This window comes from Cochleicola gelatinilyticus (assembly GCF_001637325.1).
GTDB lineage: Bacteria > Bacteroidota > Bacteroidia > Flavobacteriales > Flavobacteriaceae > Cochleicola > Cochleicola gelatinilyticus.
Genome location: NZ_LRXL01000053.1, coordinates 15,679 through 32,065, shown reverse-complemented (window position 1 = coordinate 32,065; position 16,387 = coordinate 15,679). Strand labels below are relative to the sequence as shown.

15 protein-coding genes and 2 tRNA genes are annotated in these 16,387 nt (G+C 33.6%); 1 reads left to right on the top strand and 16 read right to left on the bottom strand.

The features are described 5' to 3' along the window. Position 1: 1 nt before the first annotated feature. The 15 genes from ULVI_RS14475 to ULVI_RS14405 all read right to left on the bottom strand — a co-directional run bounded on the left by ULVI_RS14475 (position 2) and on the right by ULVI_RS14405 (position 15,147). Positions 2 to 451, bottom strand: a complete 450-nt coding sequence (locus ULVI_RS14475) for a sterol desaturase family protein (RefSeq protein WP_068593524.1) — start codon at positions 449 to 451, stop codon at positions 2 to 4. A gap of 83 nt (positions 452 to 534) precedes the next feature. Continuing rightward, a complete protein-coding gene (locus ULVI_RS14470) occupies positions 535 to 1,377 on the bottom strand; it encodes a phytoene/squalene synthase family protein (RefSeq protein ID WP_068593523.1) in 843 nt (280 codons plus the stop codon). Between the two features lie 2 nt (positions 1,378 to 1,379). Then, positions 1,380 to 2,843 (bottom strand): phytoene desaturase family protein, encoded by a 1,464-nt coding sequence (locus tag ULVI_RS14465; RefSeq protein WP_068593522.1) that lies wholly within the window; start codon positions 2,841 to 2,843, stop codon positions 1,380 to 1,382. A 54-nt stretch (positions 2,844 to 2,897) separates the two neighbouring features. Continuing rightward, on the bottom strand, positions 2,898 to 3,809 hold the full coding sequence (locus ULVI_RS14460) for a MerR family transcriptional regulator (protein ID WP_068593521.1): 912 nt from the start codon (positions 3,807 to 3,809) through the stop codon (positions 2,898 to 2,900). A 174-nt stretch (positions 3,810 to 3,983) separates the two neighbouring features. Further along, a complete protein-coding gene (locus ULVI_RS14455; RefSeq protein WP_068593520.1) occupies positions 3,984 to 4,454 on the bottom strand; it encodes a hypothetical protein in 471 nt (156 codons plus the stop codon). A gap of 89 nt (positions 4,455 to 4,543) precedes the next feature. Continuing rightward, positions 4,544 to 5,965, bottom strand: a complete 1,422-nt coding sequence (locus ULVI_RS14450) for an FAD-dependent oxidoreductase (protein WP_082830897.1) — start codon at positions 5,963 to 5,965, stop codon at positions 4,544 to 4,546. 163 nt (positions 5,966 to 6,128) lie between these two features. After that, positions 6,129 to 7,472, bottom strand: a complete 1,344-nt coding sequence (locus tag ULVI_RS14445) for a DUF2130 domain-containing protein (protein WP_068593519.1) — start codon at positions 7,470 to 7,472, stop codon at positions 6,129 to 6,131. 353 nt (positions 7,473 to 7,825) lie between these two features. Further along, positions 7,826 to 9,049 (bottom strand): cyanophycinase, encoded by a 1,224-nt coding sequence (locus ULVI_RS14440; protein WP_068593518.1) that lies wholly within the window; start codon positions 9,047 to 9,049, stop codon positions 7,826 to 7,828. Between the two features lie 179 nt (positions 9,050 to 9,228). Next, positions 9,229 to 10,254 (bottom strand): hypothetical protein, encoded by a 1,026-nt coding sequence (locus tag ULVI_RS14435; protein WP_068593517.1) that lies wholly within the window; start codon positions 10,252 to 10,254, stop codon positions 9,229 to 9,231. Then, a complete protein-coding gene (locus ULVI_RS14430) occupies positions 10,247 to 11,227 on the bottom strand; it encodes a hypothetical protein (protein ID WP_068593516.1) in 981 nt (326 codons plus the stop codon). The genes ULVI_RS14435 and ULVI_RS14430 overlap by 8 nt, the downstream gene beginning before the upstream one ends. Before the next feature lie 4 nt (positions 11,228 to 11,231). Further along, on the bottom strand, positions 11,232 to 13,643 hold the full coding sequence (locus ULVI_RS14425; RefSeq protein ID WP_068593515.1) for a hypothetical protein: 2,412 nt from the start codon (positions 13,641 to 13,643) through the stop codon (positions 11,232 to 11,234). 3 nt (positions 13,644 to 13,646) lie between these two features. After that, a complete protein-coding gene (locus tag ULVI_RS14420) occupies positions 13,647 to 13,898 on the bottom strand; it encodes a WYL domain-containing protein (protein WP_068593514.1) in 252 nt (83 codons plus the stop codon). An 8-nt stretch (positions 13,899 to 13,906) separates the two neighbouring features. Then, the gene (locus ULVI_RS14415) at positions 13,907 to 14,125 is read right to left on the bottom strand and encodes a hypothetical protein (protein WP_068593513.1); all 219 of its coding nucleotides are present in this window, start codon (positions 14,123 to 14,125) and stop codon (positions 13,907 to 13,909) included. Between the two features lie 784 nt (positions 14,126 to 14,909). Further along, positions 14,910 to 14,993 (bottom strand) — tRNA-Leu (locus ULVI_RS14410). Positions 14,994 to 15,074: 81 nt separating this feature from the next. Then, positions 15,075 to 15,147 (bottom strand) — tRNA-Lys (locus ULVI_RS14405). A 203-nt stretch (positions 15,148 to 15,350) separates the two neighbouring features. On the opposite strand from ULVI_RS14405, the gene ULVI_RS14400 reads away from it, so the two are divergent. Then, positions 15,351 to 15,872 (top strand): shikimate kinase, encoded by a 522-nt coding sequence (locus ULVI_RS14400; RefSeq protein WP_068593512.1) that lies wholly within the window; start codon positions 15,351 to 15,353, stop codon positions 15,870 to 15,872. On the opposite strand, the gene ULVI_RS14395 is transcribed toward ULVI_RS14400, so the two are convergent. After that, on the bottom strand, positions 15,864 to 16,364 hold the full coding sequence (locus tag ULVI_RS14395; RefSeq protein ID WP_068593511.1) for a phosphoribosyltransferase family protein: 501 nt from the start codon (positions 16,362 to 16,364) through the stop codon (positions 15,864 to 15,866). The two genes, ULVI_RS14400 and ULVI_RS14395, sit on opposite strands and share 9 nt — an antisense overlap. Positions 16,365 to 16,387 lie beyond the last annotated feature (23 nt).

The window sequence follows — 16,387 nt, the reverse complement described above, 5'->3', positions numbered from 1 at the left end:
GTTATTTTTTGAAATATTTTAAAGGAGGAAATAGCATACCAAAACATTCGCCTTTTTCCTTACCCAGATGTTTATGATGCATTTTATGGGCTCTTCTTATACCTCGTGAATACCAATTGTTGGCATTTCTAAAAAGTTTGAAGCGCTGATGTATAAAAATATCATGAACCAAAAAGTAGGCAACTCCATAGGCGAAAATTCCGAGTCCTATGGGTAATCCTGCCCAAAACCCATAATATTGCCAGCCTATAAAACAACCAATACTTACTGCAGCATAAAAGATAAAGAAAAAGTCGTTTCGCTCCCACCAGCTTCCGTGGTCCTTGTGATGATGGTCTTTGTGTAATTTCCAAAGAAAACCATGCATCACATATTTATGTGTAAACCACGCCATAAATTCCATGATACAAAAAGTAAGTAAGAAAATTAAGATCCAATAAAGAACATTCATTTTAATCAGTAATTTTATATTAATTAGGTCCTGTGACCCATTTTAAGAATTGTTTATTTCTTCGGAAGATACATGCTTCAAAATTAGCGCACCAATTTTAATTGATACTTTACATAGCTTCGGGTGAGAATGCCAAATTTCTGATAATTGGGAACCCTAATGCGCGTATTTTTAATATCCATTGCAGGTGTTTTGTGCAATTTATATAATAATTTTCTGTAATAACGATATGCAATAAATACACCAAATTTTGCTTCAGGAGGTAATTGTAAAATACCTTGATAACCTTTTTTAAAGTTCTCCTCTATATCTTGAATAATTCGGTTTTTTGAAATCTCATCTAATGCTTCGAGATTGGTATTTGGAAAATACGTACGACTCAACCCTTCATAATCTGCTTTTAAATCTCGAAGAAAATTCACTTTTTGAAACGCGGATCCTAAATGCATCGCCGATTCTTTTAATTGATCGTATTTTACTTGATCTCCTTTTACGAAAACCTTTAGACACATGAGACCCACTACATCGGCAGAGCCATAAATGTACGATTCGTATTCTTGTTCTGTGGTGTATTCGATCTTCGACAGATCCATCCGCATACTTTTCATGAATGAATCTATTAAATGCCTTTCGATTCCGTATTTATGCACGGTATGTTGAAAAGAATTAAGAATAGGATTCAAACTAATTTTATCTTGCAATGCGTTTTCTAAGTCGGTTTCGAACCTGTTAAAAAGCGTCTCTCGTTCATATTCATGGAAAGAATCTACGATTTCATCTGCGAAGCGAACAAAACCATATACATTGTAAATGTCTTGACGTATGGTAGGTGCTAACATTTTTGTAGCTAAGGAAAAAGAGGTACTGTAAGCATTTGTTACTTGCTTACTACATTGTTGCGATACGGTGTCGAAAATTTCTTTCAAAATTACTTGTTTTCTTTTTCAATTAAACCCGCCACCAACTTTCCTGAGATAAGTGAAGGAGGAACCCCAGGACCGGGCACAGTTAATTGTCCTGTAAAAAATAGATTCTTTACTTTTTTGCTTTTCAATTTGGGTCGTAAAAATGCGGTTTGTAGTAGCGTATTTGCTAGTCCGTAAGCATTTCCTTTATACGAATTATAATCGTTTATGAAATCTTGAATACAAAAAGACTCTTTAAATATAACGTAATTTTTAACTTCTTGGTTGGTTAATTTCTCAAAACGAAGCATAATTTTCTCAAAGTAGGCTGCTCTTAATTCGGGGGTATCTTTTAAACCCGGTGCCAATGGAATAAGAAATATTCCAGCTTCTTTACCTAAAGGTGCAGCATTCGCATCTGTCTTAGATGGGAAACTTGCGTAAAATAAAGGGTCTTCAGGCCATTTTGGATCATCGTAAATTTCCTTGGCATGCTTCTGAAAGTCTACATCAAAAAACAAGGTATGATGTTCCACGTTTGCAATTTTTTTATCGAAACCTACATAGAATAATAGGGAAGAAGGAGCAAAAGTTTTCTTTTCCCAATACGTTTCAGAATACTGTCTATGGGGTGCATCTAATAATGTTTCGGTATGATGGTAGTCTGCACCGCTAAGTACAATGTCACTTTCTATGATTTTACCATTAATTTGTAACCCGGTAGTTTTAGAATTTGCAACAATAATCTTTTCAACGTTCTGGTTGGTTGTAATTGCGACACCTAACTCTTCTGCCAATGCTCTCATACCATCAATCACACTAAACATTCCGTTCTTAGGGTGAAAAGTTCCTAGTCCGAAATCGGCATAATTCATAAAACTATAAAATGCAGGAGTATCGGAGGGTTTGGCACCGAGAAACAAAACTGGAAATTCTAATATGGAAATTAGCTTTGGGTTGTTAAACTCTTTGCGTACCTCTTTACTAATAGTACTAAAAAACTGCCCAATTTTTTTCATAGTAACTGGGGTAACTAATTCTAATGGAGAAACTCCTGGACGGTAGACTAAATCTTTAATGGCAATATTGTAATTATCTAATGCAGCATCCATAAATTTCTGAAGCTTTACAGAACTTCCTGATTCTTCAGCTTCAAAAGCAGCTTTAATTTTTTCTAGAGTATCTTCAATAGTAATTACATCCCCTTTTCCGAAGTAAACACTATACGCAGGATTTAATTTAATTAGCTCATAATAATCGGAAGGCTTTTTTCCGAAGTCATTAAAAAATCGCTCAAATACATCGGGCATCCAATACCACGTCGGACCAATATCGAATGTAAAACCCTCCCGCTTTAATTGTCTTGCACGTCCACCAATGGTAGCATTTTTTTCGTAAATAGTAACATCGTGACCCGATTGCGCCAAATAACTCGCTGCTGCCAGTGAGGAAAAACCGGAACCAATAATCGCTATAGTTTTTTTCATTTTGTTTAACAAATCTAATAATTATTTAAACAATTTAGTGGTGTGCAAAAAAAATTATGAATTCTTTATCATTTCTATTCGGGAAATAAAACCTTCAATAGAGTCGATAAAGTGAATATTATTTGGGCTTTTAAAGGCCTTAAAATTGCGTGTTTTGGGTCCCATGACCCAAAGCTCACACATTCTTTCTGCACAAATTGTTTCGGTAAATTGAAAAACAAAATCTTTGGTGCTCTGGTTTTCAGGTTGCACTGTTAGATAGGTGAGAAAGATAATTTCGTGTTTGTGTTTTAGTAAATAATGAAGGTTGTCCATTGGTATATTAGCCCCAAGATAGATAGTTTTTATACCCGCTTTAGTAAGTTCGTAATTGGCATATAAAAGGCTAATATCATGTACTTCTTCATAAGGGAGAAATAGGGCAAATGTTAGGTCTTTAGATGGTGTAATTTTTTGTTGTTCGTATTCGGTATTTAATATAATTTTTTGTTTTATAGATTCAGAAATAAAACTTTCATGTATCGGATCGATCGTTCCTGTTTGCCATAATAAACCAATTTCGGTAAGTAGAGGAATAAAAATAGTGGTGAAAATTTCCTTAAACGTTTTTTTCGCAGCTAGTTCTTGATAGGTTTTATTAAACAAATGATTGTCGAATTCGAACATCGACATTTTAAACTTTTTTAAATAATAAGCTTCTTTGTTCTCACCAATATGTTCTTTTATAAGAGAGGTAAGTTCTTCTGTGTCGAGATTCGCAAGTTTCGAAATTTTAAATCCAGAATTGTAAAGAAATGCAATATTAAGGAGGTATTTTAAATTCTCCAGATTGTAACTTCGAATATTTGTTTGAGATCGATCGGGTTCTAAAAGATTGTATCTTTTTTCCCAAATACGTATGGTGTGAGCTTTTACACCACTAAGATTTTCAAGATCTTTTATACTGAACTGGGTCTTAACATTCATGTTACTGCGATTGCACTACTCATTGAGATCTAATGAGCTTATAAGGCCGAAATGTACAAACTTCTATGCTAAGGTTAGCGCAATTGTAGGAAAAAATAGTATGCTGTAAGAAACTTTATGCTTCATTTAGTATCGATTTATAACAAGTCGTTCCACTTCCTAAAACTAAATAACCTATTGTTTTAAATATACAATCTCATAATTTGCATTAGAACTTGTATTAAAGCCACTAAGGGTAAGGGTTGTATCGGTTAAATTCATTTTCTCACAGCGTTCACTTTCAGTAAGTGTTAATAAGAGTGTCGTTGGAGTTACATCTTTAATATTCGTATTGGCGAAGCGACAGGATCCTGCAAGGGCGTATGTTTCGAACGTCGAACTTCCACTCACACCTTCTTCTGTAAGTTTCACCATCCAATCTTTAAATTCAACTTTGCGAAACGGATATTCAGCTTCTTTCCACACCCCTTGTAATTGTTTCTGAATCTGGGTAGCATTTACCTTTCCTGTTGGTGTTTCTGAATTTTTAAGAGGTGTTGCTTCGGAAGTAGTTTCTAGTGTGTTAACGCGCTTTTCTGAAGCCTTTTCATTGCAAGCACACATTAGAAGAATGAGCAAGATGTAGACACCAAATGATTTTTTCATGAGTTTTATTTTAAGGTGATACGCTATATATGAATTCTCGTAATTTTCTTTCCGTAGTAAATGTAAGCGTATATGTGGCAAATAACAACTTACTGTTTGTTTCTTTTTAGACAACGTCCTCTCGGTTCATCGCCTTTATAAAGCACTGTTTCAGAATGTAAGAATTGTGCAGCCGCAGCAGAATCTTCTACTTTCGAAGTACTGCGCGCAATCATACTTTCTTCAAAATCTGTTAAGACGCGATTTCGAATTCCAACTGATTTCCAATTAGATAAAGGGCCACATCCGTTTGAGATTTCCCGAGCTAGTGCGAGTGCATCTAACAATGCTTGATTGGCTCCCTGTCCTTTAAATGGACTCATCGGGTGTGCCGCATCTCCAATTAGTGTGACTGGTCCGGCTTCTTTAAGCATTTCCTTTTTTAATATGTCTCGGTCGTACACAGGATAGCCCGTAATTTGAGCATGAGGCGTTTTCGCAAGTATTTGAGGTATGGGATCGTGCCATTGCGTTCTACGGCATGCTTCTTCCTTTAGCGCTTGAGCTCCCTTAGCACTTAATGCCTTTGCTTGTGCTTCAGGCAGCGGAAAGCTAAGTTGCCACATTACCGAATCTAAATCATACGGCATCATGTAAATTCTTTCATTTCCATTGGCTGTCTGAAATACTGTGGCGGAGTCTAACAATGTACTAGAAATAGGAGTAAGATGCTCTAACCTACAAATACCTAAGATGACTATACAATCTAAATAGCGTAATGGAGTGTGATTTTCACCGAGTACCAACTGCCGCACCCCACTACGAATACCATCAGCTCCAACGACAAGATCTGCGTTAGAATGTAGTATCTTCCCATCCACTTGAAAACGCAGGTCTACACTTCCGTTCTTAGTTTTCTTAAAATCCAAGAATTGATGTCCCCACTTTATAGCTTCATTGCCGTCGAGTTGCTTTAATAATTCCAATCGCAACGACTGCCGAGCGATATGTATATTGGTGCGTCTCGGAGATTTTTTAGGATCCGATTCCATCCATTTCCGCATGCCCCATTCACCCACTACCGTTCCTTCTGGGTTATGTACTACATGCCGGGTTGAAATCACCCCTTCTTTTAAATCGAAGATTCCCAGTCCTTCAACTGCTTTACTAGCTTGTTGCAAGGTGAGTGCATACCCTTGCGAACGAGTATCGAAGTTACTATCACGCTCATAAAGTGTAAAAGGAATTCCGCGGTGTAAACAAGCAACCGCGAGTGCAGTACCACCTATACCGCCACCAATTATAGCGACGTGCGGGTAATTCTCTTTATCTGCTGTGGGATGGCTATTAGAAGAAAGTAACCCCGATCCAGAACAATTTGTACAGAGATATAAATCTCCTTGAGGGCGTACTGGAGCTATTCCTTCAGATTGAGTTTTTTCAAAATAATCGAGTGCCCTTTGGTAACGAAGTCGGACCTTCTTCCGAAGTCTCCGTCTTTTTTTTCCGCGTCCTTTACATTCTGGGCACATAGTCCAACTAGCAGAAGCAACATTTTCTTCCTTCAATTTGGTTGTATGTACCTCGTTTTTGGTTTCGTCCACTGCAGGGGATTTTAGCTTAATGTGCTTATTAACTTTTTAGGTGAATCGATTCTTTAATAAGGTATATGATTTTTAACTAACTGTGTGTGTTTTATTTATTCTTATCTGAAAGGTTGTCAAATTGTGCCTTCATGGTTGGATTTCCGTGTGTTAACTTTTTAATGGTGAGATCGTCTGCTTTGTTGTTAGCAAGGCGAAGGTTATTTTCTGAAGATAATAAAGCGGCTTTGGTTTTCTGAAGGTGAGAAATGGTTTTGTCTATTTCATCGATAGCAGTTTTAAATTTACGACTCGCCAAATCGTAATTTCTGGCAAACCCTTCTTTGAATATGTTTATTTTATCTTCAAAATTGGTAATGTCTATGTTTTGATTTCGCATTAAGTTTAATTCAGCTTTGTATTGCATAGAATTCATAGCCGCATTGCGGAGCAGGGTAATTATAGGAATAAAAAACTGAGGCCGCACCACATACATTTTCTTGTATTTATAAGAGACATCTACGATTCCAGTATTATAAAATTCGTTTTCGGCTTCTAATAATGAAACTAGAACGGCATATTCACACTTTTTGTCATTTCGATCTTTATCGAGTTTAGCGAAAAAATCTTCATTCCTTTTTTTGGTGGCAGTTTCGTCATTTTCATTTTTCATTTCAAACATAATAGAAATGATTTCATTGCCGGCATCGTCTGTTTCCCTATAAATAAAATCCCCTTTGCTTCCCCGGCTAGAATCATTGTCCTTTTCAAAAAAAGCATTTTGAAAGGCGGTCGCTCTAAGTTTATTAAATTCTGTTTCACAATGTTGCTCGAGTGTTTCACCTACCATTTTAGTGGAAAGCTTCTGTTTAAAATCTTTTAAGCGTGCAATTTCATCGTCTTTCATTCTAATAGTTTCCTCTTTAGCCACCAGTTTATGTGTAAACTGTTCTTGGATCGACTTTTCGAGCAATTGCGATTCGGTTTCTTTAATTTTTAAAGTACTGGCAAGGGTGTCGCGTTCTTTCTCGATGGCTTTCACTGCTTCAGAAACTTCTAATTTCTTTTGAACCTCCGAACTATGAATCTTAGATCGCATTTCAGCGAGCTCTGCTTCTTTCGTCGCTAATTTCTCTGCAAGTTCGGTGCTGTTTTTAGAACGCAATTCAGCCAATTCCTTGTCTTTACTCGCTAATTTTTCAGTTAGTTCCCTATGACTTTTGTTTTTTAGCTCTGCCAGTTCGGTATCTTTTTTAGCCAATTCTTCCTGCAAAGCGTTTTTAATGTTGGCTTGGGCAAGAGCAACGGCACTAACTTTTTCCTTTTCTGCAAGGGCTAAACGATTATTAAGTTCTTCTTCGAATTGGTGGTCACGAACCTGCTTTAAAATGTCAGCGAATCCAGCTTCATCAACTTTAAAAGCTTTTTTACAATTGGGGCAAATAACTTCGTTCATAAACTATTTTTTAAAGAGGTTAGGGGTGAGGTGTATGCTATAAAATGAAAATATACGTGTGATTCGATGTTCAAAAAGTACACAATAAGCAAAGCTAATAGATTTGTGGTTTACACCAAAGGCACATCCTTTTGTGATGGTATAATTTTTAAAGGTCATATATTATAACATGTCTTGCTGGTAATGGTTGAACACGATTAATTATAGGAATAATTATATGATAAGATGAACGGAAATTTTTATGTTTATTCTATAAGCCAAATTTTAAAATTTGGCGACATTCTGAAAACGCCGAAATCATCGTGTTAGCAATGAGTAGCGTTATTTTTTGAATACATTGTCACCATACATTTTTATTCCACAACTTTATTAAACTTCTGGTTTAAACCACCTATAAATTGATGGTTTTTTTTATCAAATCCAATAATATTTCCTAAACTATCTCTTTTAAAGTGAAACCAAAATTCGGCATCTGTGTCATAAAAAAGATCTTTTTCGTATGCGTAAATCGGAATTGGGTCACGAACTATATTTCTGCGCACAACTTGGAATTTCAAAGTGTCATTGTCAATTACTATGTTATTCCAAAACACCTTACTTTTCTCGAATAAATAAGTGCCTAAATATTCCTTTTGTTCGGCAGAAGTAATGGTTTTTGGCTTTAAAAACTTATTTCGCTGAACTCGTCGCTCCTTTAGATTATATTTATCGCCATTTTTTAAAAAATAAAACTTGTTTTCTCCAGATTTGAGTGTATCAATTTCGTTGAAATAATTAGACCAAAATGTACCATCATAAATTGCAACATATTTGTCGCCTATTACTTCAAACTCATTTCCTTGCACTAAAACAGCGGTATTTTGGTCTATTCCAACTCCTAATAATTCAGGTCTAATTTTTAACAAATCAAACATATCATAATGTCGATTTCTTTCTAAATGATGTTGGTCAAAAGCTGAATTTGTAACAAAACCAAATCCGATTTCTGGATTACTAATTATTCTATAGCTTCCATTCAAATCTCTACCACCACGAGCTAAATAAGAACCTTGAATTGATGCTCCCGCAGAATGTCCTCCAATTATTCCACCACGTTCTAACACCTTGTTCAACTCCGCATGTGTTAAAGTATTTACATAAGTATCTGCTGTTCTGTGCTGTCTGCCACCAGTAAGCCAAACTGCGGTTGCACTTTTTAAAGGTTGTATAAATTCATCGCTATCTGCTACCAACGTATCCCTTGTGTGCATAAATTGAATATCATCAAAGCCACGAGCTTTAAATTGTCGTTCCAAAATTTTAAATTCTGGGTCGTAGTTTATCGAGTTTTCATCAAATGCAGTTGGGATTACAACAAGTTTAGCAGATTTTTTACCAGCCAAATCGTAAAAGACTTGCCACATTTCGTCTGTCATTCCTCCACCACCAATCATTAATGCTCCATTTTTTGGTCCGATAGAATGACTTTTAGTTGTATTCGATTTACTTTCTGACTTTTGACAAGAAATTACCGAAATTAGCAGTAAAAATACGGATAGGGCTTTAAGAATTCTAAATGTCAATTTGATAACGGTCATAGATTGGGGAATGGTTTTTCTTAAATGTATGGTAACGTGTTTGTATATGGCTCGTAGCGGATTTTCACTCACTAACTTTTCGTTTAAACACAAGCCTTTTCAATATTCACCTTGTTTGGTTTTAGGGATTAAACCGCTATTATTTTTATACATTGTTGTGTTTTCGTATTTTTTTCAATTCAGTATTTATTAATATCTTTTTCTATTAGTTTATATTGGTCTTTAACTCCTTCTCCAGAATAAAAATCCAATAAATCTTTTTTAGTTAATGTTCCAGTTTGTAGAAATTGAGTTAAGTATTTTTGATTAAAATCCATCAATAGCATTGATTTTTCAATCTGTTTTAATATGTCTTTGTTGTTATCGATATTGCGTTCAACTAAAACTTTTATTGTTGTAATTTCATTTATATCTTTAATTATACGGGTGATAAGTATAGCTAAAACATCCTTTTCTAACTCTATATCTTTTGCATTTATAGCAATGTCACGAGCTAACATATATGCTATAATTAAATTGTTATAATCTCCTTTTTGTGAATCTACAATTGAAACAAATCCAACTTCGGGAATATAACCAACGCTATCTGTAAATTTTAAAATTGAATTATCAACTAGTGAAATATCATAAACTATGAGGCTTACTTTAGAGTTTCTATTGGCGTTTGATTCTATAAGTTGACTCCAAGCTGTATCAGTCTTTCGAGTAAATATATTTTTAGATTCTATTTCTCCTAACTTAACGCTTTTATCAAATTTACACTCAATTGCAATTTTTAAATCACTCTCTCCGTTAATTTCACAAATTATATCGCCCGTTTTATTTCTAGGTAATTCACCTGCTGAATTTCCAGTGAGTAATGCAACATCTTTCATTCGTTTAGACTTGAAATACTCATTTAAAAATTCAGCTATATCATCTTCTGCTAAAGTTCCTTTAATGGTTGATTTATAAAATACTTCTTTTTTCATTTCAAAAATCATCTTCAAACTTTCCAATTCTGTACCTAATTCATTGGATGTTTTAGATAAAAAAGCAGAAAATCGATCTTCCATTAATGCTAATACCCCTATATATAATGCACGGATAAATTTATCATCTCTTTCAGAAGAAGGTAGATTATCAAAATAAGTGAATACAATATCATTGTTTAATTCGAAATCTTTTATTTCTACTCGTTTAAGTTTTTGATCTAGTTTAAGCATCTGTATCTTTTATTTCATTTATTAAAGCATCTAATGTTCCAAACGTTTTTTTATAATTTTCTTCTTGATTACTTTCTGTACTTTTTGAAAGAGTAACTAAGCTGCTAATTGTATTTTCAGCTTTATTCTCAATTTCACGGCTATAGATATATGATGTATATTTAAAAGAGCTATCATCTAACAATTTAGTTAAGTCTACTATAGTTTGATATAGATTTGGATTATCTTGAATTAGTAATAACGAATCATTTTTGCATTTTTCCAACTGTAATTTAATGTCACTAAAGAGACCAACAAATAGTTCATTGGTTTCATCTTTAGAATCATTTAAGGCTAAAGAACTTTGATTAAACAATCTATGAATTGCAATTTGTAATGATATTACCGATAGCTTTGGTAATATGTCATCAGTCTTAGTTCTCAATTCTTCAATTTCTTTACTTTTTTCTATAGCTTGATTAGCATTTATAATTGCTTGTTTTAGCTCTTCTTTATCTAAATCTTTAACCTTGTCAACTATTTTAAGAAGCTTCTCACCTAGCACTTTTTGTTTCTTCTTTAAATCATCATTAGACAGTATGTTTACCAAAATCGGGATAAAAACTCCCAGCAATGCTAAAAAACCTATACCTATAGCCATATATAGATTAAGCCTGTCAATGTCTTTATCAATAATAGCTTCCGCTTTATTTCTTTCCTGATATATTTCAGAAGCGAGGGCGTCTAAATTTTTATTGATTTTTACTATATCTGTTGCATTAAAAATATAGTTTAAACTATCCCTTTCAATATCCTCTAGTTGAATTAAGTTCGTTTTTGAATTTTCAAGTCTTATTAATTGTTTTTTTGCTTCTGTTTTAACAGTATTAATATTTTCATTTAATGAATACCATTGAAGGCTAAATAAACCAATTAAAGCAATTAAAAATATCCACAATAAATTCCTTATAATCCAGTTAGTTTCTTTTTCCATTATCCTAGTTATTTATAAGATTCCAGTATTTAAAACCTGTTTTACTTTTCTCTTCTACTTTATCCTTAGGAGGAAACATTCTGGATTTAATAGTGTTTTCTAAATATATTTCTTTATGACCTTCAGGTAAATAACTTATACCTTCAATAGCATTTTTATAAATAAAATTATCATGAGTGAATAAAATTATCTGTAAAGGCATATCTGGTGTATGCGCGTAGTACAAAATCACTAAGTCTTGGATAAATTTTGAAAACGTATTTTTGCTCACGAAATCACTTCCGTAAAACAAATCATCTATAACTAAAGGTATATTTACTTTATATTTTTTCCTTGAAGCTAATGCAATACTTAGCCCAACCATTAAACTAAATAATTTGTATCGAAATGTATTGAAATATTGATCAGGTGTAGTCACTCTATCAGGATTAGTCTTATCCATAATTTCTGCAACTATTATTTTAGAATATAATGTCTCACCATCAATTTCATAAGGGGTTTCTTTTAGATCTATGTTTAACTTTAAATTTGGGTCATCTTGAAAATAATCGTTCAGAATTTTTTCAAGTGGTTCTTTAAATGCTTTGAAATTAGTTTCTACTATTGAATTTACTTTTACTCTTAGTTTCGTATTGAAAACTTCAATTTCATTCTTAATTTGAAATACAAACTCAACTAGTTCAATTGCCTTTTCTTCATCTTGTTTTAAAGTCTCATTATTTTCAGTTGCAGTTTTTATTTGTTCTTCTAATTCTTTTATTTCTTTTTCTAGATTTAAAATTGTTTGTTCTAATGGAAGTGAAGCATTATTTGAAAGGCTTTCTATTTCATTTTCTAATGCTTCAGTTCTAATTTTGAATAAATCGGATATTTGTTTTTTTGTATTATCTAAGAAATCACCAAACAATGATGAATTATTTTTTAATAAGTTTGCTAATTTGTTGAAGTCATCATCTGTAAGTAAGGTTCTTTCGGATAGGTCTTTTATGTGATTAATCAATTTCTCATCATTCACTATAGGGGCTAAAATAATATATAAATGCTCCTCAGTCTCCAATGCTTGTTTTGAACTAAGTATTGAGTTTATTTCTGTTCTATCAATCTCTATAAAGTTATATACATTTCTAAAGTTTTGAAATGTATTTAATAACTCACCTATTGTTTTTTTATAACTTTCGGTAATTTCTTTGTTGAGTTTACTCATTTTGTTAAGTTCCAGTAACCTACTCTCAACCTGTATTTTCATTTCTTCTAATGTCAAATTAGAATTTTTGCAATATGGACAATCATCAAAATCGTGCAGTAAATTATTTCCAGCTTCTAAAAACTGTCGTTCTATGGAAGCCATCTTGCTTGTTTCTATACTTGAATACTGTTCGAAGAGAATATTGAATTGCTTTATACTTTCGGTTACATTGATATTGTCTATTAAAGATTTTGGTGTTTTTATTATAAGCTCATTTAAAATATTGAGTTCAGAACTTTTAAGAGGTGTGTTTTGAGTTTTTCCTTGTTCTTTGAGCTCTTTCAATTGCAAATCCCTATTCTCAATAACAGCTATGTTATTTTTTATGAGGGTCTTATTACTTTCTATTTCTTTTGAAATTCTATTTTTTGCAGTTGTTTCTTTACTTCTTCTATACTTTGGAATTTGTTCTGCAATTTCTAAGCAATTTAAGTACTCACTTAAACCTAAAGATTCTGCAACAATATTATGAATTGTATTTTCTTTATTTCCATAGTAAGTAATCTGGCCATTTCTAATAACATCATACTCTGAAATAAAATGAGATTGGGGATTAAGCAAGTTTAATACTTCTTTATTTTTTAGAATTACATTTTCTAAACTATAATCACCATCTACAGTTTTTACTTTGCATATTGGTTTAGCTTCATTATTTACATTTTTCAGATACTTATTGTATCCTTCGTGCTTTAAACTATCCGGATTAAAAGTCCTTAGTTTTTTCTCACCAATTTCTTGAGCATAAATCATTTCAAGCCCTGCAAATACAGAAGATTTACCTACACCATTATTGGCTAAAATTATCGCATTGTTAATTTCTCCATCATCATCTAATAGTCCGATTCCATAAGGTATAGGATTGTCTTCATCAACTTGCGGAATACCTCTCAAATTGGAAATTTCAATTTCTTTTATTCTGAAGTCTTTACCTTTGTATTCCTTTAGATTTATTATTTGTTCATCAGATTCTATTTCTGTTTTTAATTTTTCAAAATCAAAAGATGAATCTTCATTTAATAATTTTAACCTGTTTAACAAACTCTCAAATAGATTTTCTCTACTAGAAAAATCTAAACTTGGATAATAGTAGGCAATTACTTTTGAAAGTAAATTGCTGCCATCTCCTTCTGCAATACTTATTAATGTTTTTCTGAAATCGGATGTATTCATAATTTAAAATTCAACTGTCCATCTTGGATTATAAGTATTCTCTGTCTCTTCAATGTCATTGATGGTATTCAAAATAAACCCTCTAATTCCACCTTTCTTTATATCATAACCGTAAAAATATGTTTCACCCTTTTTTTCTCTAAAACTATATGGTTCTACTTCACGCCACCCTTCATTACTTCCATCTTTTTCCGTGTAGTCTATTAGAATTGTCTTAAGGTTTTTTCCTGCATTTTCTATTTTTTCTTTCATCATTTTATATTTTAATCGAATAAATTTCTTACATATTTATTAATAAAGGCATTTAAACCCGCACCATTTATTGCAAGACTTTTCATTTCTTCAACATTATTCTCTCCAGCTTTAGCATAGCTGTATGTATAAGTTCTGTAGTTTTTATTAAACTTTACAGTTATATAGTCATTACCAATTTCATAAGAATCAACTCCTGAATCGCCATCTAAATTTCTATATTTATTCATAATATTACTTCATCTGATTTTTTGTTTTTGTATGAAACACAACAATCTATATAAGCATAAAACCAACATATAAACACCTAAAGTAAGGGTTATAGGAAAGGGTGTACGCAAACGCGAAATTAAAAAGGGGGAGTAGAAAAAGGCCCCGAACGGGGTGAATAAAAAAGTCCACAATGCTTCGTGGACATGCTTACTAGGTAAAGATATTAAAATAAATTAGTCGACAAAATAAAAGTGCAGCGGGAAAGTAGTAGGGGTGGTCGTATTTAGTTGGATTTTTTAAATTCACTACCAAATAAATCTCCCTTCCTTCGAAGGAAGGGCCGGGGAAGGATGTTTTTTGGAGTAAGAGGGGTATAAAGTGCTACCCGAAAGGGGACTTTGGTTAAGGATTACGGCTTCGCCACTAAAAATCTGAAAAGCGATTTTTAGCGTCTCGCCACGCCCGCCACGGGCTCGTATTATGAAATGTTTAGGGAAATAGAATACCGAATAGTATAAAAAGTACCCGGAATGGGACTTTGGGTAGGGATTACGGCTTCGCCTCTAAAAATCTGAAAAGCGATTTTTAGCGCCTCGCCACGCCCGCCACGGGCTCGTATTATGAAATGTTTAGGGAAATAGAATGCCAAATGGTATAAAAAGTACCCGGAATGGGACTTTTGGGTTTGTTACGGCTTCGCCTCTAAAAATCTGAAAAGCGATTTTTAGCGTCTCGCCACGCCCGCCACGGGCTCGTATTGTGAAATGTTTAGGGAAATAGAATACCAAATGGTATTAAAAGTACCCGGAATGGGACTTGAACCCACACGCCCTAAAGGACACATGGCCCTCAACCATGCCTGTCTACCAATTCCAGCACCCGGGTGGATACTTACTCTAAAAGGCTAGAGTCGCATTCGGGTAAAAAAAAAGTTAAACCGAGGGGCTTAACTTTTTTAGCATTTTGTGACCTGGCTGGGGCTCGAACCCAGGACCCTCTCCTTAAAAGGGAGATGCTCTACCAACTGAGCTACCAGGTCTTCCCTGAATGCGGGTGCAAATATACTATCATTATATTTATATTTCCAAGCATTTTGCAGTAAATTTGTTCATTATTTTGAAACGCTATGGTTTTCAGGTGAAACCGTCTTTATTTTATACAAATTAAATTTGCTTTGCTGAAAGCTTGGAAGAATTTTAGTAAGATTTTACCTATGTTTCTACAAAAAATACAAACAAATTCATGAAACTTATTTTAATTGGATACATGGGAAGTGGAAAGTCTTCCGTAGGTAAAAAACTTGCAACTGTATTGAAATGTCCCTTCATTGATCTAGATGCGTACATCGAATCACAGGAACAAAAAACAATTTCCCAACTATTTCAACAAAAAGGAGAGATCTATTTCAGAAAAAAAGAACGTAAATATTTAGAGGAACTGCTTAAAGGTACAGCTCCCATAGTACTCGCAACGGGAGGCGGAACTCCGTGCTATGGGGATGCTATGAAGTATTTGGTAACACATAAAGATACACGAACGGTATATTTACAATGTGATCTGGATACACTTACCAATCGTTTGTTTCATGAAAAAGACCAAAGACCCCTTATCTCTCATTTAAATGATAAAGAGGCTTTGAACGACTTTATTAGAAAACATCTTTTTGAACGTTCTTTCTATTACAACCAAGCGGAGCTTAAAGTGCCTGTAAAGCACTTAAATATTGATGAGGTCGTAGAGCATGTTGTTGGGAAATTAATCTAATACAGCGCGATCGTTATGTGCTTCAAAAATTACTGACACATTTTCGTTTAAAGACGTGGATAATGAGATGCCTTTAAAATCTGCTTTTATTGGATATTTTTTATGGTTTCGATCTACGAGTACTGCTGTTTTAAATTGTTTCAATGGAACTTCTAAAAAATGTTTTACTCCATAGATAAGCGTTGTGCCCGAGTGCAAAACATCATCGACTAGCAAAAGTGACTTATTTTGGTATGCTTCAGAAGAAATTGAGGTGGTAATAGGATTGGTAGGTTGCTTTTTGTCGATATGTACTTCGCATAGCGTTACCTGTATTGGAGCGATCTTTTCTACAGCCGTCTTTAATTTTTTTGCGAACGTATAGCCATTGGTTGTAATACCAGCGATCACCACTTCTGTTTCAGAAACATTGGTTTCATAAATCTGATAAGCAATACGTTTAATTTTATGTGCAATTTCTTTTTTGGTAAGAATGACGGTTTGCGTTTTCATATACTTTTATTTTAAGCAAAGGT

Bases quoted from the DNA above. Each gene is read 5' to 3' on its own strand.
- ULVI_RS14430 (WP_068593516.1), bottom strand. From the start codon at position 11,227: ATGGAAAAAGAAACTAACTGGATTATAAGGAATTTATTGTGGATATTT.
- ULVI_RS14435 (WP_068593517.1), bottom strand. From the start codon at position 10,254: ATGCTTAAACTAGATCAAAAACTTAAACGAGTAGAAATAAAAGATTTC.
- ULVI_RS14450 (WP_082830897.1), bottom strand. From the start codon at position 5,965: ATGTGCCCAGAATGTAAAGGACGCGGAAAAAAAAGACGGAGACTTCGG.
- ULVI_RS14455 (WP_068593520.1), bottom strand. From the start codon at position 4,454: ATGAAAAAATCATTTGGTGTCTACATCTTGCTCATTCTTCTAATGTGT.
- ULVI_RS14475 (WP_068593524.1), bottom strand. From the start codon at position 451: ATGAATGTTCTTTATTGGATCTTAATTTTCTTACTTACTTTTTGTATC.
- ULVI_RS14465 (WP_068593522.1), bottom strand. From the start codon at position 2,843: ATGAAAAAAACTATAGCGATTATTGGTTCCGGTTTTTCCTCACTGGCA.
- ULVI_RS14415 (WP_068593513.1), bottom strand. From the start codon at position 14,125: ATGAATAAATATAGAAATTTAGATGGCGATTCAGGAGTTGATTCTTAT.
- ULVI_RS14420 (WP_068593514.1), bottom strand. From the start codon at position 13,898: ATGATGAAAGAAAAAATAGAAAATGCAGGAAAAAACCTTAAGACAATT.
- ULVI_RS14395 (WP_068593511.1), bottom strand. From the start codon at position 16,364: ATGAAAACGCAAACCGTCATTCTTACCAAAAAAGAAATTGCACATAAA.
- ULVI_RS14440 (WP_068593518.1), bottom strand. From the start codon at position 9,049: ATGACCGTTATCAAATTGACATTTAGAATTCTTAAAGCCCTATCCGTA.
- ULVI_RS14400 (WP_068593512.1), top strand. From the start codon at position 15,351: ATGAAACTTATTTTAATTGGATACATGGGAAGTGGAAAGTCTTCCGTA.
- ULVI_RS14445 (WP_068593519.1), bottom strand. From the start codon at position 7,472: ATGAACGAAGTTATTTGCCCCAATTGTAAAAAAGCTTTTAAAGTTGAT.
- ULVI_RS14425 (WP_068593515.1), bottom strand. From the start codon at position 13,643: ATGAATACATCCGATTTCAGAAAAACATTAATAAGTATTGCAGAAGGA.
- ULVI_RS14460 (WP_068593521.1), bottom strand. From the start codon at position 3,809: ATGAATGTTAAGACCCAGTTCAGTATAAAAGATCTTGAAAATCTTAGT.